At 59.5% G+C, this 21870-nt stretch carries 18 protein-coding genes and 1 pseudogene; 3 read left to right on the top strand and 16 right to left on the bottom strand.

What is annotated here, in order from left to right; genetic code table 11:
- Window positions 1-79 precede the first annotated feature (79 nt).
- From BI364_RS04640 to BI364_RS04630, 3 genes are all read right to left on the bottom strand, one after another.
- Window positions 80-1309, bottom strand: a complete 1230-nt coding sequence (locus tag BI364_RS04640) for an N-acetylmuramoyl-L-alanine amidase (protein WP_083251163.1) — start codon at window positions 1307-1309, stop codon at window positions 80-82.
- A gap of 139 nt (window positions 1310-1448) precedes the next feature.
- Entirely contained in the window at window positions 1449-1934 is a 486-nt protein-coding gene (tsaE, locus tag BI364_RS04635; RefSeq protein WP_070079891.1) for a tRNA (adenosine(37)-N6)-threonylcarbamoyltransferase complex ATPase subunit type 1 TsaE, read from the bottom strand.
- A 7-nt stretch (window positions 1935-1941) separates the two neighbouring features.
- Window positions 1942-3465 carry an NAD(P)H-hydrate dehydratase gene (locus BI364_RS04630; RefSeq protein WP_322111771.1) on the bottom strand — a complete coding sequence of 508 codons (1524 nt, stop codon included), beginning with the start codon at window positions 3463-3465 and terminating at the stop codon, window positions 1942-1944.
- Between BI364_RS04630 and queG the strand changes: the two genes are divergently transcribed.
- The 3 genes from queG to BI364_RS04615 all read left to right on the top strand — a co-directional run bounded on the left by queG (window position 3464) and on the right by BI364_RS04615 (window position 6068).
- Window positions 3464-4522, top strand: coding sequence for a tRNA epoxyqueuosine(34) reductase QueG (queG, locus tag BI364_RS04625; protein ID WP_070077756.1), 1059 nt, complete (start codon window positions 3464-3466; stop codon window positions 4520-4522). The two genes, BI364_RS04630 and queG, sit on opposite strands and share 2 nt — an antisense overlap.
- Window positions 4523-4647: 125 nt before the next feature.
- Window positions 4648-5610, top strand: coding sequence for an IS5 family transposase (locus tag BI364_RS04620; RefSeq protein ID WP_070077755.1), 963 nt, complete (start codon window positions 4648-4650; stop codon window positions 5608-5610).
- 233 nt (window positions 5611-5843) lie between these two features.
- Window positions 5844-6068: a hypothetical protein gene (locus tag BI364_RS04615; protein ID WP_070077754.1), complete on the top strand. Its 225-nt coding sequence runs from the start codon at window positions 5844-5846 to the stop codon at window positions 6066-6068.
- Window positions 6069-6288: 220 nt separating this feature from the next.
- Here BI364_RS04615 and BI364_RS04610 read toward each other — a convergent pair whose 3' ends face one another.
- From BI364_RS04610 to BI364_RS04555, 13 genes and pseudogenes are all read right to left on the bottom strand, one after another.
- A complete protein-coding gene (locus BI364_RS04610; protein WP_197495867.1) occupies window positions 6289-9054 on the bottom strand; it encodes a bifunctional YncE family protein/alkaline phosphatase family protein in 2766 nt (921 codons plus the stop codon).
- Between the two features lie 19 nt (window positions 9055-9073).
- Entirely contained in the window at window positions 9074-9829 is a 756-nt protein-coding gene (locus tag BI364_RS04605; RefSeq protein ID WP_070077753.1) for an energy transducer TonB, read from the bottom strand.
- Window positions 9826-10275: an ExbD/TolR family protein gene (locus BI364_RS04600; protein WP_070077752.1), complete on the bottom strand. Its 450-nt coding sequence runs from the start codon at window positions 10273-10275 to the stop codon at window positions 9826-9828. Before BI364_RS04600 ends, BI364_RS04605 begins: the two co-directional genes overlap by 4 nt.
- Window position 10276: 1 nt before the next feature.
- Window positions 10277-10981, bottom strand: coding sequence for a MotA/TolQ/ExbB proton channel family protein (locus BI364_RS04595; RefSeq protein ID WP_070077751.1), 705 nt, complete (start codon window positions 10979-10981; stop codon window positions 10277-10279).
- Between the two features lie 155 nt (window positions 10982-11136).
- Window positions 11137-13434, bottom strand: a complete 2298-nt coding sequence (locus tag BI364_RS04590; protein ID WP_070077750.1) for a TonB-dependent receptor — start codon at window positions 13432-13434, stop codon at window positions 11137-11139.
- A gap of 282 nt (window positions 13435-13716) precedes the next feature.
- Window positions 13717-14145, bottom strand: a pseudogene (locus BI364_RS18895) (ethanolamine ammonia-lyase light chain EutC).
- An 88-nt stretch (window positions 14146-14233) separates the two neighbouring features.
- Window positions 14234-14443 carry an ethanolamine ammonia-lyase light chain EutC gene (locus BI364_RS19095; protein WP_407639346.1) on the bottom strand — a complete coding sequence of 70 codons (210 nt, stop codon included), beginning with the start codon at window positions 14441-14443 and terminating at the stop codon, window positions 14234-14236.
- Window positions 14444-14552: 109 nt separating this feature from the next.
- The gene (locus tag BI364_RS04580) at window positions 14553-14804 is read right to left on the bottom strand and encodes a winged helix-turn-helix domain-containing protein (RefSeq protein ID WP_070077748.1); all 252 of its coding nucleotides are present in this window, start codon (window positions 14802-14804) and stop codon (window positions 14553-14555) included.
- Window positions 14805-14958: 154 nt separating this feature from the next.
- Window positions 14959-16710 (bottom strand): nitric oxide reductase activation protein NorD, encoded by a 1752-nt coding sequence (locus tag BI364_RS04575; RefSeq protein ID WP_207645000.1) that lies wholly within the window; start codon window positions 16708-16710, stop codon window positions 14959-14961.
- 438 nt (window positions 16711-17148) lie between these two features.
- Window positions 17149-18192, bottom strand: a complete 1044-nt coding sequence (locus BI364_RS04570; protein WP_070077746.1) for an aliphatic amidase — start codon at window positions 18190-18192, stop codon at window positions 17149-17151.
- A 111-nt stretch (window positions 18193-18303) separates the two neighbouring features.
- Entirely contained in the window at window positions 18304-18663 is a 360-nt protein-coding gene (locus tag BI364_RS19090; protein ID WP_083251162.1) for an FmdB family zinc ribbon protein, read from the bottom strand.
- A 22-nt stretch (window positions 18664-18685) separates the two neighbouring features.
- Complete coding sequence (gene fmdA / locus BI364_RS04560; protein ID WP_070077744.1) at window positions 18686-19909, bottom strand: formamidase; 1224 nt, start codon at window positions 19907-19909, stop codon at window positions 18686-18688.
- A gap of 96 nt (window positions 19910-20005) precedes the next feature.
- Window positions 20006-21685: a purine-cytosine permease family protein gene (locus BI364_RS04555; RefSeq protein WP_070077743.1), complete on the bottom strand. Its 1680-nt coding sequence runs from the start codon at window positions 21683-21685 to the stop codon at window positions 20006-20008.
- Window positions 21686-21870 lie beyond the last annotated feature (185 nt).

Raw genomic sequence — 21870 nt, 5'->3', positions numbered from 1 at the left:
ATACGCCCGGCATTATGCCATGCCGCCCGCTATCCGCGACGGGCGCCGGCCCAAATGGCCGGCGGGATCTCTTCCGGGGCTAACCGAACTCGTGCAAGACGCGCCCACGCTCGGCGAAGATCGTACCGGGCGGCGCATGATGTTCGAAATAGTCCTTGACGCCCCCGAGCAACGCACCAGCCATATTGGCCCGGAAACGCGGGGTACGCAGGCGGCGTTCCTCTGCGGGATTGGAGATAAACGCCGTTTCCACCAGCGCAGAGGGGATATCCGGCGATTTGAGTACCACGAAGGACGCCCGCTCCACGGTGTTCGAATGCATGCGAATCACGCGATCAATGCTGCCCTTGAGCTTGTCGCCCAATTTGAAGCTGGCCTCGCGCGTGGCCGATTGCGCCAGATCGACCAGTACCGAGGCGACCAGATTATCTTTATTGGATAGATTCACTCCGGCCACGCGGTCGACATCATTCTGGCGCTCTGCGAGCAGACGGGCCGCCTCGGAAGAGGCGCCGTGCTCGGAAAGCACATAAACGGTCGAACCCTTGGGATAGCGATACGGCGAAGCATCCGCATGGATCGAGACGAACAAATCGGCGCGATGCTTACGGGCCTTGGCCAGGCGTCCACGCAAGGTGACGAAATAATCGCTTTTACGAGTCATGAAGGCTTGCATGCCGGGCTCGCGATTGATCAGTGCCTCAAGGCGTCGCGCCATATCAAGTACCACGGTCTTTTCATAGGTGCCGCGCTTGCCGATTGCGCCCGGGTCCTTACCGCCATGCCCAGGATCGATGCAAATCACCACATCGCGTAACGGCCGCTGCGGTTGCGCCTGGGCTGCCGTGATCACTGGCTGGGGCTTACCCACGGAAACGGCCGACAGATCCACTACCACCTGATAATTGCGCGATCCGCGCCCCGGCTTGACCAAAAAGCTACTGGCATCAGCGTCGGCTTTAAGGTCCAGCACCACGCGCAGGTCGGAACGACCGCGCGCCGCATGGCGGATATCCCGCACCAGCGGGCTTGACGCAAACCGCATGGCACCGGCCGCGCGGGCATTGTCGAAATCGATAACCACCCGGTCGGGGTGACTCAGGGTGAACAGCGAGTGCTGGACCGGGCCGCTGAGATCGAAAATCACGCGGGTTTTGCCGCCGGACTCGCTCAAGTGCACTCCCTTGACCAGCACCGCGGTGCTGGCAAAGGCGCTGGGGCTGATCACGGTCATGGCGGCCATCCCGGAAATCCCCAGCATCCGGCGCAGAAAGTCGCGACGATCTGAATCTTCGGTCGAGTGGCTCATGAATATTCTCCTACGTTCCGCAAGGCAACAGGACGATCAACGACACGTAGCCGATGTGCCCATATCATTTGCCATCGAAACCGAGAATGCAAGTGCAAAAGTTATATTTTTTATGTAGATAGACGATATACCTACGCTCTTACATTACATCAATACTTATCAGAACACTCCGTCCTTTCTCACCTTCGGCGAGCAATCTGGCGTGCCGTCCGGCGCCATCAGTCGCCAAATGGATATCCAGATCCGCCGCCGGGAGCATGCCTGCGCCCCGCTCCGGCCACTCGATCAGACAGAGGGAATCGCCGTCGAGGTAATCGCGCAGCCCGATGGCCTCCAGCTCCTCCGGGTCCGCGAGACGATATAGATCAAAGTGAAACACGCGCCGGCCGTCTATCTCATAAGGCTCGACCAAGGTATAGGTCGGACTTCTCACCGCACCGGCGTGTCCGAGCGCTCGCAGCAAGGCGCGCGCCAAGGTCGTCTTGCCAGCACCGAGATTGCCATGCAGAAACACCAGCGCATTTCGTGGCAAGGCACGCGCCAGCGCGGCACCCAGATGTTCGGTCGCGGCTTCGTCAGCGAGCGCCAGCTCAAGCCCGTCATCAACGCCCCGATTCAGGTTCATGCTTCCTTCATCCATCAAGTCCGTTCACCAATCTCCGCAGCCAGGGCAATAAATCGGTTGCAAGCAAACCCCGTTCGCCCGTCACCGCCGCGCGATCACCCGCCACGGCATGCAAACACACCCCCTCTTCCGCCGCCGCGATCGGCGATCGCCCTTGGGCGATCAGTCCGGCAATCACACCGGTCAAGATATCGCCCATGCCGCCGGAAGCCATACCCGGATTGCCCGCAGCGCAGAGCGCGACCCGAGTATCGGTACGGATAAGCGTGCCCGCGCCCTTGAGCACAATCGAGCCGCCGTAACGCTCGCTCAGGCGCGCCGCCGCCTCGAAGCGGTCGGCCTGTACCGTGCCGACAGTCCAGCCGAGCAAACGGCCCGCCTCGCCCGGATGAGGCGTTATCACCCAATCGTCACGTCGATGAGGGCTGGCCGCAAGCAGGTTGAGGGCATCGGCGTCGACCACCAGCGGGCAGCGGGCGGCGAGCGCGGCCTGCCACATCTCGCGCCCCCAGACCGCCGTCGACAACCCCGGACCGATCGCGACCACATCTGCCGCCGCAATTGCCTCCCGAAGCGCGCCCCCGTCCGCCACGCCTCGCACCATCAGCTCCCAGCATCCGACGTTGAGCATCGCAGCATGTGCCGGATGCGTAGCCACGGTCACCAGGCCCGCACCCACGCGCAGGGCAGCCTCCCCCGCCATCCGTGCCGCACCGGCAAAACCTGGTGCGCCGCCGATCACCAGCACTCGGCCATGATCGCCCTTGTGGCTGTCTGGCCTGCGCGGTGGCAGCGCCGAGGCACACTGACGCAACCAGGCGGTCGGGGCTTCGTCGGCTAGCGCCTCCGCGGGCAGACTAAGGTCTTCCAGACTTACCTCGCCGACATAGTCGCGCGCACGGCCCGTGTATAGACCGCGCTTGCGCACGATGAAGCTCACCGTCTCGACCGCGCGCACGATCGCACCACCGGGGCAATGCCCCGTATCGGCATCCACCCCTGAAGGTACGTCCAGAGACATCACAGGGGCGACACGACTCAGCGCCGCCACGGCCGTCCTGGCATCACCTTCCGGTGTGCGCTTGAGACCAATGCCAAAAACAGCGTCGACATACACATCGGCCTCCGGCAGAACCGCCGGCACGGGTTCGATCCCATCGCCCGAGGCCAGCCATTCGGCCAGGGCCCCAGCGGCCTCACTGCCCGCCTTCGGGCCCGGGCCCGCAATGAAGACCTGCACGCTCAGGCCCGCCGCCCGCGCAACACGCGCAAGCACCAGACCATCCCCACCGTTATTACCGCTCCCGCACACCACGCACAATCGCAAGGCCAAGGGCCAGCGGCGGCGCAATCGAGCGAACGCCAACGCACCGGCGCGCGCCATCAGTACCGGGCCCGGCAAACCGAACGACTCGCTGGCACGCCGGTCGATCCGACGCGCCTGCTCAACCGTATAAAGGGGCAGACGCAGTATTTGCATGCGTGTCAGTATACCGCCGAAGCCCTCTCCCTCATCGCCGATACTCATCATGGATGCCACCGTTCCAGACCCCGTCAGCCTCGCCGCCGATATCAAAGCCTGGGGACGCGCGCTCGGCTTCGGCGCGATCGGCATTACCGATATCGACCTTGAACAGGCAGAGGGTCATCTGCACGAGTGGCTCACGCGAGGCTTTCACGGCGAGATGGACTACATGGCGCGCCACGGCCGCAAGCGTAGCCGTCCCGCCGAACTGCTACCCGGCACCCTGCGGGTCATTTCAGTGCGCATGGATTATCTACCGCCGGCGGGCGCCGAAGCCGAGGCCGTGCTCAATGTCCCTACCGCAGGCTACGTGTCGCGCTACGCATTGGGCCGCGACTATCACAAGGTGATGCGCCGGCGGCTGCAGCAGCTAGCCGACCGCATCGAGGCGAAGATTGGCCCCTTCGGATACCGCGCCTTCACCGACAGCGCGCCGGTCCTGGAAAAACCGCTCGCGCAAAAGGCCGGGCTCGGCTGGATCGGCAAGCACACCAACCTACTCGCGCGTGAGGCGGGGTCCTGGTTCTTCCTGGGTGAGCTGTATACCGATCTTCCCCTGCCCGTCGACAGCCCCATCGCGTCCCACTGCGGCAATTGCCGCGCGTGCATCGACATCTGCCCAACGCAGGCCATCGTCGCCCCCTATCAGCTGGATGCGCGCCGCTGTATTTCCTATCTGACCATCGAGCTCAAGGGCGCCATTCCCGAGCCCTTGCGCCCGTTGATCGGCAACCGCATCTACGGCTGCGACGACTGCCAGCTCGTCTGCCCGTGGAATCGCTTCGCACGACCCAGCAACGAACCCGATTTCGCACCACGCCATGGACTCGACGCGCCGCGCCTGATCGATCTATTCGCCTGGCGCGAGGATGAATTCCTCGCGCGCACCGAGGGGTCGGCCATCCGCCGTATCGGACACGAACGCTGGCTACGCAACATCGCCGTTGCGCTGGGCAACGCTCCGCACAGCGCCGGCATCATCGAGGCTCTGCGCGCGCGCGCGGACCATCCCTCAGCATTGGTCCGCGAACACGTCGCCTGGGCACTGGCGCGTCACACATAAATCCAGCAACGTTTCGCCCCGTATTCGATCGGTTTTCAGCCGCCGGTTGATTTAGGGCAACGCTGAAAAAGTCTCTTACCTCTGCGAAAATTGAGTTGCCCTGACAACCAATTGGGATCGTAACGATGAAACAGCAGACACTGGCGATGGCAGCGGACTCAGGCGAAGGATTCGAGGTCTATCGGCGGGCGACGCGTCGTGATGTGTTTCTATCGACGATGGAGGAACTCGTGCCGTGGTCCGCGTCGTGTGCGGTGATCGAGCCCCACTACCCGAAGGCAGGGAAGGGTCGTCCACCGGTGGGGCTGGAACGGATGCTGCGGATGTACTTCGTGCAGCACGGGTTCAACCTGGCTGACGAGGCGTGTGAAGAAGCGCTGCTGGACAGCACGTCGCTGAGGCGATTCGTGGGCATTGATCTGGGCCGCGAGCGGGTCCCGGACGGAACGACCCTGCTGAAGTTTCGTCGCCTGTTGGAGCAGCACGACCTGGGTGCGGCGTTGTTCGCACAGGTCAATCAGACCCTGCAGGATCGGGGCCTGAAGGTCGGTACTGGAACGATCGTCGACGCCACGATCATCGGTGCGCCGAGCTCGACCAAGAATGCCCACAAGACACGCGATCCCGACATGCATCAGACCCGCAAGGGCCAACAGTGGTATTTCGGTATGAAGCTACACATCGGTGTGGACAATCGTACCGGCCTGGTGCACAGCGCGGCGGTCACCGCCGCCAACGTGCACGACAAACACCTGCTCGCGGACCCGCTGCACGGCGAGGAGCGTCGAGTCTATGGCGATAGTGCCTACGCCAGTCAAAAAGCGCTGATTCGGGCGCATGCCCCTCGGGCGAAGGACTTTACCAATCGACGCATCAGCAAGCGTGGTGAAATTGCCGAGGCCGAACGTTTGCGTAACCGCAACAAATCGCGGATCCGCGCCCGAGTCGAGCACGTCTTTGCGGTGGTGAAACGGCTGTGGGGGTTCAGCAAAGTGCGCTACCGGGGTTTGGACAAGAATGCCAACCGCAGCTTCGTGGTCCTCGGGTTAGCTAACCTGTACCTATCACGGACCCGAGTACCCACCTGATAGCGCGTTGAGGGCCCACAACGTACCTCAAGGCGCGAGAAGGGTGAAAACCGAGAGCAAAAAACCGGGATCTAGACGTCTGATCAGGGGCAAAACTGATCAACCTTGAGGGTTGATTGATTGTGACGACTTATTCAGCGTTGCCTTAGGTCGCGCCTGACGGGATCGACGGATGACAGATCCGGATTATCTTCTACACTTGTTGGGGCACGGATTAGCAACGGAGCAATCCCATGTCCACGCAGCGCCTGCATTCATTGCCTTCGCAACATGCCACCCTTCAGCCTTTGCCTGAAGGAGATGCCGTCGCGCAATACACCATCTCCCAGATCCACCGCATCCAGCTCGCCCGTGGCGAAGCCGCCTGCTTTCGCACCGACGCGCGCTATACCTGCCGCAAATTGGGTTGCCCCCTTGGGGCGGAATGTCGTCGGCGGATTGCCGCCTGGCGACGCTGATCACGCTCTGCCCCCTGGGCCGAAGCCGCTCCAGGGGGCAGAGTGTGATCCCCCACGGATTGCCCTTAAGGCCGCGCAGTGCCTCGGCACTGATAGACAAATCCACGCTTAGCCACTGCGCGACCCTGGGACGAGCAAAGAATCATAACCACCTCACAAGAATTTTCTGACCCGTGGGTCGCTGCCGACCGGCTAGCGTCGCCTCACTTCATCTAAAAGCCTAATCGTCATCGTCACTGGCCACGAAGTGGCTCATCGGCGCGTGCTGGCGATTAGCCAGGGCCCTCAGATAGCGGAGGGTATGGTCATAACTCGCACGACCCTTGGTGGCGATCCATTCCTGGCGCATCTGTTCGGGACCGGGGACTTTGAGCAGGCTGGTCGGGGTATAGCGATCATCGGCCTTGGGCGGCGGTTCGCCTGCATCCGGGCGCAAGTGGGTACGCAACCAGGCGGCGGTCACCGTTTGGCCACTCGCGCCGGCCAAGCGGCGCAGCAACTTGCCGTCGGGACAGACGCCGGGATTGTAGGCCACCGGCACCTGCATCGGATGCACGGGCACCTCGCTATCATCTGAGTGTTCGCGCCACAGACCTCGAATGACTGCCGCATTCGCATCCCACTGCGACATCGGCGGCAAATCCAGAATGGCCTCGATCGTGCGGATGAGGTTGACCTGCGAATAGCGCGTGGTGACCTGGGTATGACGCACCCAAGGGCCGAGGACGGCCGTGAAGGTGCGATGGGCGTCGATGTGGTCAGCACCGGACTGCGCATCATCCTCGGTGACGAACACCAGCATATGCTTCCACTGCGACGTGGTGCTCAGGTAATGCACGATCTGCGCGGTCGCTTGGTCACTGTTCGCGACGTAGTAATCAGGCGTGTAATAGCAGGGGCTGCGCCCAGCGGTATGGTCGTCGGGTAGCCAGATATAGATGAAATGCGGCAGATCGCCGGCATGCTGGCGCATCCAGTCGACAGCGACGTGCGCACGCTGAGTATCGAGGATCATGCGGTCCCAGCCGGGAAAATTCACGGCCAGGTGCGCGCGCATCGCGGGTGCGATGACCCCAGCCTCGTTGCGGGAGACGAACTCACCGAAATCCTCAAAACTGACGTGATGCGCCAGTAGGCTGTTGAACAGATACAGCCGCTCGGGATAGGCAATCCATGGGTTGGACCAGCGCCCAAGCTTGGGCAGGTCCGTGTAGATGGCATAGGGATTGGCCGCGCCACCGGGGATGCCGCCGGTACCATCGGCCAGCTTGGCGGGCACCAGCGACTGGGTCCAGCCGGGATTCGGGACGAGCCCTCGACCTGAGTAGTACTGCGGCCAGGTGCGCTGCACGAAGTCAGAGTCGCTGGCGCCGGTAACCCACTGATGCCCCTGGGCAGTCACTTCACCATCGGCATAGAAATTGTCGAATAGGGCGTAACGGTCAGCCCAAGCGAAAAGATTGGGCAATTCGCGAGGGCCGTAGAGCGCGAGCCTGGAATCGGCCCAGCGGCCGGCTGCCTTGTAGTCGCCCAGCTCCTCGTCGAAGGTCTTGTTTTCGCGCAGGATGAAGACCACATAGCGGATATGGCTGCGCAAGCGCCGCGTCACCTCGCGATTGGCCTGCCCGAGCGCCTCGCGCTGGCCAAGCGCGAAACCATTGTCGGACAGCGCCACCTTCGTCAACCGAGACAGCTCGGCATCGATGCGCGCATAGCTGATGCGCTGCAGAGTACCCGGCATCATCGTACCGACCCACTGGTGCTCAAGATTGGGACCACTGCCCAAGCCTTTGGCGGCGGCGATGTAGAGGGCGTCAGGCCCGGCCGCGAGCCCGGTCGGGTACCAGGCGGTCGGAATCAAACCGAGACGTCGCCCGCTGGTGAGATCGAATACGGCAACGTCGTTATTGCCGGCATTGGCGACGAACAACCGACCGCCGTGAATGGCCACGGCATCCGGGTAGCTGCCCGGTGGCGCACCCGAATAAGGTGCATCGTCGAAGGTACGCACGACCTTGAGGCTCCGGGTATCGACCTCGACTGCTTCATCGAGATTGGCGGCGACGAACACGATGTCGTCAGTACCCGGCACGGTTACGAGCGCGGTCGGATGTATCCCCGGATCGGCGTTATCCGGCCCCGTGGTCGGCCCCACGCAAACCCTCCCGAGCGGCTTGAGGCTCCGTGCGTCCAGTACGCGCACCCCGCAGCCGCCCCAATCGCTGACAACCAGCCGATGGCCGCGATCGGTCAGCACCGGCGCAAACGGATAAGGTCCGGCGTTGGCGTATTGGGTCGCGCCAGTATCAAGATCGATACGCGCCACGGCATTGCTCAATAAGCCGGTGACGTAGGCGTGGCGGCCATCTTGGTCCACGGCCACCCCGTCGGGATAGAAGTGATACGCCCCGCCACGCGAGCCTTGATAGCGGTAGGGATACTGATCCTTGGGAAAGGCATGATAGGCAAGCGCGTAGCGGCGCAGCACCTTGAAACCATCATGCCCAACGTGCAGTGCGAGCAGTCCGTCGCTGACGCCACCAGCGGCATAGATCCTGCCATCCATACCCGCAGCCAGACCTTGAAAGAAATCCTGGTGAGCGACTCGAATCACGCCTATTGCAGCGACGTTGTCGGGTATCTCGCCCTTGAAACCACTCACCTGCCCCAAGCGCCGCAGATCGCGAGCATCGTAAGCGGTCACCGTCTGCGTATGCGTGGCGCCACTGGCCAACACATACGCAGCCTTACCGGCAACCACGACCGAGGTGGCGAAGTTCGGTGTGCCCACGAGCGTGCCAACCGGACTGACTCGCCGCCCGGTCGCAATCACATGCGTGATCGCCGACAGATCATCCAGCCGACTGATCACTGGCGCTCCCTCTATCCTGCCGCTGTCGGCACGCGCCGCAGTCGACAAAACCAACACCCCCATCAATAAGCCAGTGACGCATCGGATCGACCGGTAGCCAAATTCCGACAACATGGACGGGACTCCTTTCCGCTTAATTGCTTGAGTTGATTTGCACGACGACCTCGAAGGTTCGGGGCGCGGTGCCGAAGGACTTGGGAAACGGCGGGTAGCGGAGCTGGCCGACGGTCTTGAGGGCGTCATGGCGGAGCAGCGGGTTGGCGCCGCCTGTGACCACCTGTACCTCCTGCGCGGCACCGCCCTGCGGGCCGAGCACGAAGCGCACGCGCACGCTGCCCGACAGGCCGAGCTGGCGCACCATCTCGCCGACCACCACGTTGTTCTGGATCAGCACGTGCAGCGCCTGGCTGTAGGCGGCAATCGCCGACGGGCTGGGGCCGGAGACCGGCGCTACCCGCGGTGCCGGCGCCTTGGCCTTGACCACCTGCGGCGCCGGGTGCGGCACCACGTGCGGATGCGGCGCGGGTTTGGGTACTGGCTTGGGCTTGGGTACCACGTGGTGGATCGGACGGGGCTTGGGCTGGTGGTGCACCACCGGCTTGGGCTTGATCTTCTTGGGGATCACGATCGCCGGCTTGGGGATCGGCGGTGGCGGTACGATCCTGGGCACCGGCACGGGCTTGGGTGGCGCCGGAGGCGGCAGTTTGACGAACTGCACCGTGGTCACCTGCTGCGGCATGGCCGGCGGCGGTGGCGTCGGGGCGTGGTGCCACGGCCACAGCAGCAGCACGACGATCAGGCCTTCGATCACGAGCGCGATGACCAGCGCCCGCGGTAGCCCGAGCCGCGGCGGCGACCATGGCCCGAGGTTCGGCGCCAGCGCGCTCATGGGGCGGCCGGGGCCAGGGTGGCAGAACCACTACTAGCGGTCGCACCGCCTGTGCGCGTGGCCAGGCCGATCTTGCTGATGCCGAGCTCGCGCACCGCATTCATCACCCCGGTCAGCTCCGCCACCGTGGCCTTGCCATCGCTGGCGATGATCACGCTCACCGTGGCCTTGTCCTTGAGCGCCGACAGATCCGTCTTCAGCGTGGCCAGCGTCACCGTCTGATCCTGGTAGCGCACCACGCCCTGTGCCGTCACGCCGACGATCACGCTCTTGTGCGGCAGATGGGTCGCCGTGCTCGCACTCGGCAGGTGTAGCTTGACCCCGGTGTTGGGGATCATGTGCAGCACCATCAGGACGAAGAACACCAGCAGGAACATCATGATGTCGATCATCGGGATGATGTTCAGCCGCGGCTCCTGATGCTCGAAGTAGCGGGAACGATCCATCTCAGACGCCCTCGGCCTTGCGCGTGTCACCCAGTCCCAGGTGTCCACTGAGCGCGCTGCGTGATTCGAAGTGCTCGGCCCCCACTTCGTGCGCCTTGACGCCCTCGCCGAAGAAGCGATTGAGCAGCAGCAGGCGGATCAGGTCGAGCTGGTGCATCGCCAGGCGCAGGCGCTTGTTGAGCAGGTTCAGGAATAGTACGGAGATGATGGCAATGAACAAGCCCATGCCAGTCGAGACCAACGCGTCGGCGATACCACCGGTGGCCTTGACCGCCGCACCGGCACTGCCGAGGACGTTGAAGGTGTCGATCATGCCGATGATGGTGCCGAACAGCCCCAGCAGCGGCCCCAGGGTCGCCGCCGTGTCGAGTAGCCACAGGTATTGATCCAGCCGCGGCATCGACCACAACACCTCTTCGTCGAGGTGCTGCGACAGGGCCTCCGGGGTGGCGGCGTTGGAGGCCACCGCCTGCAGGATCAGGCGCCCCTGCAGGGTGTGCGCATACTCATCCCCGAGTGCCTTCAAGCCGCGCACATCGCGGTAGCCCAGCGCACGCAGCGATTCTTCCACTCGACTGCCCGCGCCCAGCACCCGGTAGTAAAACCACACCCGATCCACTATCACCGCTACCGCTATCAGCAGTAACAGTGCCATCAGAATCGGCAGGCCGCCTGATAACTTGATTAAATGCGTGATCAGCTCCATTTCAAAAACACCCTCGCAATTTGAACAACGGCCGGCAGGTACATTCGAACAATTTCCGTCGGTCACCGCGCGCGTCAAAATGTCGCACCCAGTGGCCAGACTGATACCTGATGTTATTGACTGGTGGGCTTGCGTTTCGTTCTATGAATAAATTGTTAAAACGACGCATTGACGGCCACACCTATGAATCTCGGCGCTCCCTCCTGCACCCGTTCATAATTCCCGCTTGCGCCCTGACTGCCATGCACATCGGCATAGGCGATGTACTGGGTATCCGCGATGTTATCCAGATAGGCCGAGAACTTGATCTTCTTGACATAGTCGCCGTGGGGTTCCCAGGTGTATGCGGCCGTCAAATCGGTTACTGAATATGAAGAAATTGTGACACCGCTGGTCGTGCCACCGTTGTAGGCAATGTACTGTCTGCCGACGAAATGAGAACTGAGGCTTGCATACCAACCCGAGTGATGATAGGACAACCCAAGATTCGCCGTGTACTCGGGCACGTCAGGCCGCCACATGCCTGCGGTTACCGTGCCGTTATTGCCGGTGAAATTCTTGGTGTATTTAGCGTCTGTGTAACCGTAATTGCCTTCGATGGAAAGATGCGCGAACAAGGGTTTTTCAACCGCAACAGTAAAGCCCTTATAGGCGGCCGTACCGGAATTGTATTCCGTGGTCACACCGGTCACATTACTGTACGAATAGCTGAATACCTGGTTGAACAAACGATCAAAAACGGAAACCGACGCCTTGCCGAAACGGCTACTGTAGCGGATACCGGCATCGATGCTATCGACATATTCCGGCACCACCGTCACCGGCGATGGGATCGGTGAACTACCGATCACGCTGTATAGCGCGCTGATATTCGGCGCCTTGTAAGTGCGTCCGTAATTGGCATAAACCTCCACCGGTTTGATTGGACTGAAGGTCGCCCCCAACGAAGGCTCTGCCCAAGTGAAGGTCTTACTGACAGCGCCGCCGTAGCTGTAGTAATAACCCTGGGCATCAGATGAAAACATTGAGACATGCACATACTTGACGCCAGGATAGATATGCAGCCGGCCATTCATTAGCGACATATCGTCCTGTATATAGGCATCCCAATAATCCTTGCCGTCATGCTCCAACCAGGCATTGTTATAACCCATAATCATGGGCACTGGCGATGCACCGTACCAACCCTCGGTTGAATAATCCTTGGCCTGCAGGACCATGCTGCCGAAGGTTACAGTATTCGACGGCAGCAACAAGGTGATATGTGCCTTGCTGCCGATATTGTGATAATTATCGATATAACGCTGATATTGCGTCCCGGCATGTGCTGAACCGAACATCTGCGTCGCTAGGTTATTGTTGTAAACATTGAAATTAGATCCATAACCGTCAAGCGCCGAGGAACTCTTCAGCGTCGTCGGCAAACCATAGCCCATGTAACTGTTGTTGTAGGCAGCATTCGCATAGGCAGTTCGATCATTTTGGGTATTATTATAGAAAAACTTAAATCCACCCACCGCGACGGGGTTGAGCAATGACTTAATCCCCAAAATAATATGCGTGGTATGTGAGCGCACAATATTGTCGACGACGCCTTTGGGGTATTGATAGTCACGCCCATACTGGTTGATCAACGCCAAGGGGATTAGATCAGGCATGCGTGCCTTTTCATCGTTATGAATAACGATCAGGCTCAGCTTGGAAAGGCCTTCATTGAATGGTTGAATCGCAGCCAGATAATAGGAATTCAAATGCGCGTAGACCTGACGCTGAAAGCCAGTCTCATTCGTATGACCATAGCGTGCCAGCAAACGAAATCCATCCAGGGATTTGATCGCTCCACTATTGGCCTGCATGCTTACCGAGTTATTCCCGCCCTGCCGCGCATAGGATCCGCCACTCAAACCGACGTCAACACCCGACTTCAGACTCGGCATTTTGGGTGAAAAATTGATCGTCCCACCGAGAGAGTTGAGTGAATTCTGTTGCGGTGTATTGGCGCCGCTGTAAACCTGTACGCCAGAGATCTGCCCCGTGGTCATCGGCGTTACCGCATGGTCGTCACCTTGGCCGTAAACTCCACCCAGAAACGTATTGATGATAGGCACGCCATCGAATGTAGAGCCCACCTGCGAACTACTGAATCCATTCAACGTAAAGGCAGTATCACCCGACAGCAAATTACCAGGCCCCACACTCATCACATTGAACCCTGGAATATTCTTCAGGATCGAAAGCAGATTGCTCGATGGGCTGGTATGTTCCACCTTGGTCTTACTCACTGTAGCGACCGCCTTTTCGGGAAGTACCGCTTTAATCACCTTCTTGATTTGCGTGACAGATTTTCCACCATCGTCCTGTCCGTATGCAGCAGGCACGATCCCGCCGAGCATCACCACACCCACGCCCAATGCCGCTACGCCACCCAACACCCCCTTACCCTTGATACTCACTGCCCATCCTCCATGGTTATTTCATTGAAGCGCTAGAACGCGCCTCGCATCCAAGGGGAGAATGGTATTCTGGCAATGGTTAACTAATCGTTAAGACAACATGACAGTAATGAGAAATTATTTCCTTATCCAATGAAAACAACAAACAACGAACTATTAGAAAATTGCGCTGCCGGACCGGCTTTGCCGTATGGGGCAACCAACCTCTCGCCGTCTTCCTCTGCTCCAAGCTCATGAGCAAAACATCAAACGTCTTCCCACACGCTTCATAGCGTGCGCGATTCAGATCATCGAAGTGTCATCGCGGGGCGATGCGCCATCGGCAAGCAAGCGAGGTGCATCATCCTTGAGGTGGATACCCGTCAAGCCCCGACGGCGCGCCTCCAGGAGCAAGTACACGAGCTTGCGAGCAGCAGCGTCACACGCAAGGCCCTCGGGACGAATATTGCTGACGCAATTGCGCTCGGCGTTGCTACGCCCCGGGCGCGGGCGATACGTCAAATAAACACCGAGACTGTCCGGAGAACTCAGTCCCGGTCACTCGCCAATGAGTACGACAACAAGTTCGGCATTCAATGCATGCCCCACCGCATCTCCCATGGCAACGCGCGCCTGTCGCGCGACCACCAGTGGGCCGATATGCCAATGTTCAGCATGCAACGCAGGCAGCGCCGCCGCCAGCAATGCGGGCGCGTGGCGCTCTACCGCCATAAACGACAAGCCATCGGCGATGGCGAACGCGACATCACAACCAGCCGTCGCGCCCGACTCGGCTGCCAGATCGCGCGTGTGGACAAGGTCAATTCACGCCCCAGATTCGTCGCTGCAAATACGTCGCGCGATCAGGCGCATTGCTCGATATAGACCGCATGGGCAGATCGAATATCGCCAATTGTGCGAACAGAGTGGTGACATCAAGCGGGCGGTGTACCGCATCGCGCGCCTGGGCATGCGCCAAGCGAAAATCCAGCAGCGTTTGTGTAGGTTGACTGCTCCCAACGCGCCCCAGGGCGATACGCGCATCGGTGTAACGACGTAAAAAGGCCTATGACCTGCTGTGGCGACCGGCGCTCACAGGCCTGCTGACTTCAGCGCCTGTTCTGTCTGTGGCATGAGCCTCATTCCAGGCCGTCGGCACGACGTTGTATCCGGAATTGACGACGTGGAGGGCTCACAAACCAACCGCGCCGACTCACTCCGTAGATCAGACCATCCGCCTCCAGTTTGATCAGGGCTGCGCGCAGGGTTTGACGCGAAACATGCAATTCTTCACTGAGTTGACGCTCGGAAACCAGCTGCACCCCGGGTTTGAGTTGACCATCCACGATTTGCCCAGCAATATACTCGACGGCATCCTGATAGCCTGACATCCATCAATCCTCTTGAGATTTTCCGTAGGCAGAACATGCCGCGCTCATGAACGGAGGCCTGTTGCCGGCTTACGTTTGACGCTGGGCAAGTCACCTACACATCTGGGGAGGTATCTTAGCGGCAGCCTCCCACAGACATACGCCAGCAGGGCGATCACGCCGTACTCGCGAATTTCAGGAACAAGCGCGTCAATCGCTCAGGCAGATATTCCACTTGGTCTAGCACAAGATAGTGAGCCAGGCCGAAGATGCGCGATACGTAGACATCCGCCCGAGGGTCCAGGCTGACGCAAAACACCTGAACGCCTTGCCGACGCGCCTGCATCACGGCATGGCGTGCATCGGAGACCAGGTGATCCGGGTTGAATACATCAATATCCGCGGGTACCCCGTCGGTTACCACGAGCAATAATCGGTGGCTTCCCGTTTCGGCAGCCAGCGAGGCCGTCGCATGTCGGATCGCTGCCCCCATCCGTGTCGATCCGCCGCCCGTCAGACCATACAGCCGGCCACGTGCCTCGGCATCGAAATCTTCGTCGAAGCCCTTCACGCGCAGATAGTCGATTTCATGGCGCCCATTCGAACGGAATCCGGCCACCGCCAATGGGTGCCCCAATCCATCCACTGTCTGCCCAAGCAGAAGAACGGCCTCGCGGGCAAGATCGAGCACCCGTCGACCGACTGCCGATACCGGCGTATTAACGGACTCGGACAAATCCAGCAGTAACGACGTGTTCAGTGACGAGTCGTTCTGTATCCGTCTACGCTGATAGACGTAGGCATCGGGCACGCGGCCAGTCCGCCATTCGGCCAACACGCGGATGGCAGCATCCAGGTCCAGATCGTCGCCACTTTCCTGCGCCCGCAAGCGCACTATCCGGCGCATGCGCAGGGCACCTATTACGTTGCGTAGACGGCGTAGCAACACCTGGCGCTCCCCCAGCGCGCGCTCCGCTTCGACGGTATCCGAAGTGGGTGCGGACTGCTCGCGTACCGTGCACCAGTTCTGGCGCTCGAATCCCAGATCCTCAAACCATTCGGGGTAGCGCATGCGGTTCGGCTCTGGGCAGGGCGCGGTCGATTGATAGAAAGACAGGCTCGCATCATCCGATGTCACCTCTACCCGGTAACCCACATCGCCACCCTCACCCGTCAGAGCGATTTCCGAGAAGGCGAGCCGACGCCCTTCTGTGGCCTCTTCCAAAAAGGCCTCTGGACGACTTGCGGGCATACACTCTGCCGCATTCTGGGCATCCTCGGACAGCGTTTCGCGCACCTGCAGCCACAGATGTCGATTATCGTCCCGATAACTCGCCAATAGCGGCAACGTCCCGCCCTCGTCCATTGCCAAACGCATCTGCCCGAGATCGTGAGCCAGGCGCAAGCCAATCTCACGCGAAATAGTCGGATCCTCCATGCACGCGCGTCTTTCTAAAAACAGTCCCACGCCCTTGTCAATCCAAAAATCGCCGCGATAGGCCGCCTCTGGCGCCAGTAACGCCTTGGATAATTGCCAAATCAGCGCCGGGAACGGCATTGCTGTCGACGGTTTCGGGGGGAGTAACGATGCCCACAGGTATCGAAGTCGGGGAAAACGCTGAATGGCAAGATACTCGACACGCGCATCCTCGATCAGCTCGACCAACAGGCGCTGGCGCGGTTTGAGGTCCTGCGCATCGAAGGCGTGGGAGTAGATCGCATGCGCAGCGGCGTGTACCGCAGCGGCGCGGTAATGCGCCATTGCCGACACCTCCTCGCCTGCTTCGATCCTGGACGGCAGATGGATGGTGTCTCCACGCAAACAAGGACGTTGCGTCAAAGGCGATGTAGCATCGTCACTCAGCGGCTCGATGGCGAAATCCCGGCCCCATAATGCGATCAAATAAAGCTGCAGACGATAACGCACGTCATCCAGCAGTACTGCCGCGCACCCGTCCCTAACGCACGCTTCCGCGACCGCTGGCTCATGACCTCGCACTGACATGAATTCGACCGACAAGTTATTCTCTCAGCCATCTCGGTTCCGCAAACCCAGATGGCTTATGGGTCACTTCAACTTGCGAGCAGTGACTTGAGTGCATCGCTAGAATATTTTGTAGCCTTGCATGAATCACACTCTCCGAATGGTCAATTGCGCATCAATACGCGGTACGCTTGCCACCCGATACGGCCATCAACACCGTATAGACGACGTCACCCACCAGACTGTGAAAATTGCGACAGATAAATGCTGGGTAAATTTATCGACAAGGAATGCCATGCGTATTTTTTCCGCGCAGGATCGCAGCGATCCCGTCGCTGCGATCCTGAATATTGCGTCTTTATTACTTATTCTTCCAGGCGGTCATTTATGTCCGCCAAGCGTTTCCTCATTAGGGATGCCTACAATCGGGCATTCGGCGGTACCAGGCGTGCTACGGGTTATTTTTTCCACATTTTCACGTGCCAGTGCAGGGTCGGTCACCCAGGTTTTATAAAACTCGTAGGGACATTCCAGTGCACCATTAATGTCGTCACCCGAATTGATCATGCCGGTATAGCCGCGGTGCAGAAGCTTATAGAGATGATTTTCAGACTGACCATGCTTTCGCGAATCACGAATCTGGGAGACGGAAAGCTCGGCATACTGGATACCGTATTCCTCTTCGCCGCATTCACCGAGCGTACGGCCATCGAAACCGACAATCGCGGAATGACCGAAATAGGAATACACGCCGTCGAAGCCGGTGGCGTTCGCTACCGCAACATAGCTGTTATTCATCCAGGCCATCGCCTTGGCGACGACGACTTGCTGTTCTTTGGAGGGATACATGTAACCTTGGCAACGCACGATGAGTTCTGCGCCCTTCATTGCGCAGTCGCGCCAGATTTCCGGGTAATTGCCGTCATCGCAGATAATCAAACTGACCATCAGTCCCTTCGGCCCTTCGGTCACATAGGTTTTACCACCCGGATACCAACCTTCGATTGGGCACCAGGGCATGATCTTGCGATATTTCTGCACGATTTCGCCCTGATCGTTGATCAGTATCAGTGTGTTATAAGGTGCTTTATTGGGATGCTCCTCATGACACTCCCCGGTCAACGAAAACACACCCCAAGTTTTTGCCTTGCGACAGGCCGCGGAAAATATTTCGGTTTCAGAACCAGGCACCGAAGAGGCGGTTTCATACATTTCCTTGGCATCGTACATAATGCCGTGGGTGCTATATTCCGGGAAAATAACCAGATCCATACCCGGCAGCCCCTGCTTCATGCCCACCACCATATCGGCGATCTTGTGGGCGTTCTCCAGGACCTCCGCACGTGTATGCAAGCGCGGCATTTTATAATTCACAACGGCAACGCCGACCGTATCCGCGCTGGATGAAATATCACCGTGTCTCATGACAGAAATCTCTCCGAATAAATGGAATGGCAATCGAATGTTCGGGCATCACCCGACGATCGCATTGACCTTCATAGTGAGCAGCAACGCCAGCGCGCTCGCATGCCGATGTCAGTGCCCCAACATCCATGGTCGAGCACCCGCCGCCCCGGTCTTCATCTGGCTTCCGGCAGTCCCGCCTCGCGAGATGCGCGTATCGTTCACACGCTTGACGACGGCGCTATTGCAAGTGTGGCTACCGTGGCAACCGCAACCCCGTGTGGATGTTCGGGCAGGCGCATGTGCGCTCTTTTCGCTGCGTGTATGTGCCTGCCTGAGGGCCGAAGACATCAAAGCCAGTGCGGGCGCGCCGATCACACGGGATGCCGACCCACCACACATTGGGCAGGATGCGGGCTCGGCCGAGCGATTGATTGCGGCAAACTCGGAAAATTCGCCGCAACTGGGACAGGCGTAGTCATATAGAGGCATCGTTGTCTCCCTCGATCTGTAATCAGCTGGTGGAAGCAAGGCTGACGCCGGGTTCGACCATGATCTGCGGGCCGGCTGCGCTCGGATTGGGATCGAAATCGAAGATGCCTGTCGGCAGCCAAAGCGTCGCGCAGGCATTCGGAATATCAACGATTCCGCTGATATGCCCCTGTACCGGCGCGGTGCCCAGGATCGCGTACGCCTGTTCGCCGGAATAACCGAATTTCTTCAAGTATTCGATCGCATTCAGACAGGCCTGCTTGTATGCGACATGGGCATCCAGATAGAACTGCTTGCCATTCTCGTCGACGGAAATACCCTCGAAGATCAGATAATCTTCGTATTTCGGTGATAATGGACTGGGCTTGAAGACAGGGTTTTTGATGCCGTATTTGGCCACACCACCCTTGATCAAACTGACGCGCAAATCGAGATAACCAGCCATTTCGATGGCGCCGCAGAAGGAAATCTCGCCGTCGCCCTGGGAGAAGTGAATATCGCCCATGGACAGGCCCGCACCGTTGACGTAAACCGGGAAATAAACCTTGGAGCCCTTAGTGAGATCCTTGATGTCGCAATTACCGCCATGCTCGCGTGGCGGCACGGTGCGCGCACCTTCTTTCGCCGCCTTCACGGCCGCTTCCCCCGTCATGCGGCCCATCAGCGCGGTTTCCTCATAGGGCAGCGCTGCCAAAGGCGGTACTCGATCCGGGTCGGTGGCAACCAGGGCGCCCTCGCGCTTGTTCCATTCGGCAAGCAGCTCTTGCGACGGTAGGCAGCCGATCAAGCCCGGATGCATCACGCCAGCGAATTCGACGTTGGGAATGTGACGCGAGGAGGTATAGATACCATGGAAATCCCAGCAGGATTTCTTCGCCTCGGGATAGTGGTCCGTGAGAAACCCGCCGCCATTCTCGAAGGCGAAGAGTCCATTGAATCCCCAGGCTGAATCCGGCAGCACGCCAACGTCAAGAATATCGACTACCAACAGATCGCCCGGCTCGGCGCCCTCGACCCCGATCGGACCACTGAGATAATGCACCTTGGTCAGATCGACGTCGCGCACATCGTTGGCGCTGTCGTTGTTTCCGATCTGCCCGCCGGTCCAATCAATGCACTCGATGCGGAACTCAGCGCCCGGCTTCACCACCGCGACCATTGGAATGTCGGGGTGCCAGCGATTGTGTAATACGTCGGCCTGCTCCTCCGGCGTCTTGTTCAAATCAACCTTGATTAAGGTTTCCATTGTATTTCTCCCTAGACGAAGCGGTTTTCGGATATGCGCGGCTTTTCGTGTGCACCGCCGCTTGTAGGGCGGCGCACACGGGTTCGTGGAGAAAATTTAGCCGCAGCGCTCGGGCATGGTGACTACCGGCATGCCGTTGATCGTGTCTGGCTTTTTGCACATGTCATGGCAGGAGGATTCCAGTGAGCAGCACAACGAGCAGATCGGGCCCTGATGGTGCGGGCAGCAAGCCATGTCTTCCTTCTCGTACTCGAAACCGCAGGAGCTGCAGTTCAGTACATCGTGGTGCGTGCCCGCGTGGTAGTGCGGGTCGCGTGCGATGTAGTATTTGCCTTGGGTGATGATCGCGATAATCGGTGACAGCACGAAGGCCACACCGAGCGCGATGAAGGTCGAGAACGCCTGTGCATAGGCACCGAAGAAATCGAAGAAGGCCAGGATGGAAATAATGGAGGCGATCACCATCGAGCCGAAACCAACCGGATTGAAGTTGTACAGATGCGCGCGCTTGAACTCGATATAGGACGGGCTCAGCTTGAGCAACGGCTTGTTGATGACAAGATCCGCAACCACCGCACCCACCCAAGCCACCGCGACGTTCGAATAAAAGCCGAGGATGTGCCCGAGTACACTGAACATATTGGCTTCCATCAGCGTTAGCGAAATGCCGACATTGAAGAAGATCCAGACCACACGGCCCGGATGGGTGTGCAGCGTGCGCGAGAAGAAATTGGACCAGGACAGCGAACCCGAATAGGCATTGGTGACGTTGATCTTGATCTGCGACAGGATCACAAAGAAGGTCGCGACGGTCAGCGCGGCAAAGGCGCTGGGGAAGATGTAATGAAAGCCGGTGACATACATCTGGATCGGCTCGTTCGCCTGTGCCAACGGCGTGCCGTGGGAGGCTGCCACCGAGGCGAACAACGAACCCATCAGCTGTTTGCTGGCGCCCAGAATGACCCAACCCGGACCGGCCAGCATCACCGCCAACCACCACTTCCAGGCGCTGCCGGGCTTCTTCGCAGGCATGAAACGCAGATAATCGGCCTGTTCGCCGATCTGCGCGATCAACGACAGCGCGATACCGGCAGCACCGCCGAACAACAGCGGATTGAAACCGGATGACGGCGCATGCCCTGCAAACGAGGTCCAGTCGGCAAGCGCCTTGTGGTCACCGAACAACACCGCGATCAGCGGTGCGAACAACAGGGTAATCCAGATCGGCTGCGTCCAAACCTGTAGCTTGGACAACAGGGTCATGCCGAATACGACCAGCGGAATGATGATCAGCGACGCCAGTGCGTAGCCCCAAGGCAGGGGTATGTGGAAATACAGATACAAGGCCTGTGCCATGATCGAACCTTCAAGCGCGAAGAATATGAAGGTGAACGAGGCGTAGATGACCGAGGTGATTGTCGAGCCCAAATAACCAAAACCCGCGCCACGGGTCAGCAGATCAACGTCGACGTTGTATTTCGCCGAATAGTAGGCGATCGGAATACCCGTCAGGAAAATAACCAGCGCGGCGGCGAGAATGCCCCATAGCGCGTTGGTGAAGCCAAACTGGATCGCCAACGAGCCGCCGATGGCCTGGTCTGCAAGATACGCAATGCCGCCGAGTGCCGTGGATGCCACTGCAAACTCGGACCATTTCCTGAACGAAGTGGGTGCATAGCGCAGCGAATAATCTTCAAGGACTGGATTGCTGACGAATTTATTGAACGAACGTCCGCTCGCTCGCCCCTTGGGTATTGCCGTTGATGGTGTGCTCATGATTCGCTTCCTCAACTGTGACTGGATCCCGCAAACTCGGCCTCAAAAGCCGATGCCGACGCTGGAAAGACTGCCCGGAGGTCGCCGCATGCCCCTGCAAATCCACGACCGGCACTGCAGGATGTCGACAAGTACTCTTGCGCATCACCCAGCCAATCCCGGTCAGCCCGCGACAGCAGGGCCTC

Origin of the sequence: Acidihalobacter yilgarnensis, assembly GCF_001753245.1 — a bacterium.
In the GTDB taxonomy this organism is placed as follows: Bacteria; Pseudomonadota; Gammaproteobacteria; order DSM-5130; family Acidihalobacteraceae; genus Acidihalobacter; species Acidihalobacter yilgarnensis.
The sequence above is the reverse complement of the archived record's forward strand: the minus strand, read 5'-3'. Positions and strand labels throughout refer to the sequence as shown.

Excerpts from the sequence above, each read along its gene's own strand:
- BI364_RS04640 (WP_083251163.1), bottom strand. The coding sequence starts at position 1,309 with ATGAGCCACTCGACCGAAGATTCAGATCGTCGCGACTTTCTGCGCCGG.
- tsaE (WP_070079891.1), bottom strand. The coding sequence starts at position 1,934 with ATGAACCTGAATCGGGGCGTTGATGACGGGCTTGAGCTGGCGCTCGCT.
- queG (WP_070077756.1), top strand. The coding sequence starts at position 3,464 with ATGGATGCCACCGTTCCAGACCCCGTCAGCCTCGCCGCCGATATCAAA.
- BI364_RS04630 (WP_322111771.1), bottom strand. The coding sequence starts at position 3,465 with ATGATGAGTATCGGCGATGAGGGAGAGGGCTTCGGCGGTATACTGACA.
- BI364_RS04620 (WP_070077755.1), top strand. The coding sequence starts at position 4,648 with ATGAAACAGCAGACACTGGCGATGGCAGCGGACTCAGGCGAAGGATTC.
- BI364_RS04615 (WP_070077754.1), top strand. The coding sequence starts at position 5,844 with ATGTCCACGCAGCGCCTGCATTCATTGCCTTCGCAACATGCCACCCTT.
- BI364_RS04610 (WP_197495867.1), bottom strand. The coding sequence starts at position 9,054 with ATGTTGTCGGAATTTGGCTACCGGTCGATCCGATGCGTCACTGGCTTA.
- BI364_RS04605 (WP_070077753.1), bottom strand. The coding sequence starts at position 9,829 with ATGAGCGCGCTGGCGCCGAACCTCGGGCCATGGTCGCCGCCGCGGCTC.
- BI364_RS04600 (WP_070077752.1), bottom strand. The coding sequence starts at position 10,275 with ATGGATCGTTCCCGCTACTTCGAGCATCAGGAGCCGCGGCTGAACATC.
- BI364_RS04595 (WP_070077751.1), bottom strand. The coding sequence starts at position 10,981 with ATGGAGCTGATCACGCATTTAATCAAGTTATCAGGCGGCCTGCCGATT.
- BI364_RS04580 (WP_070077748.1), bottom strand. The coding sequence starts at position 14,804 with ATGTCAGGCTATCAGGATGCCGTCGAGTATATTGCTGGGCAAATCGTG.
- BI364_RS04570 (WP_070077746.1), bottom strand. The coding sequence starts at position 18,192 with ATGAGACACGGTGATATTTCATCCAGCGCGGATACGGTCGGCGTTGCC.
- BI364_RS19090 (WP_083251162.1), bottom strand. The coding sequence starts at position 18,663 with ATGCCTCTATATGACTACGCCTGTCCCAGTTGCGGCGAATTTTCCGAG.
- fmdA (WP_070077744.1), bottom strand. The coding sequence starts at position 19,909 with ATGGAAACCTTAATCAAGGTTGATTTGAACAAGACGCCGGAGGAGCAG.
- BI364_RS04555 (WP_070077743.1), bottom strand. The coding sequence starts at position 21,685 with ATGAGCACACCATCAACGGCAATACCCAAGGGGCGAGCGAGCGGACGT.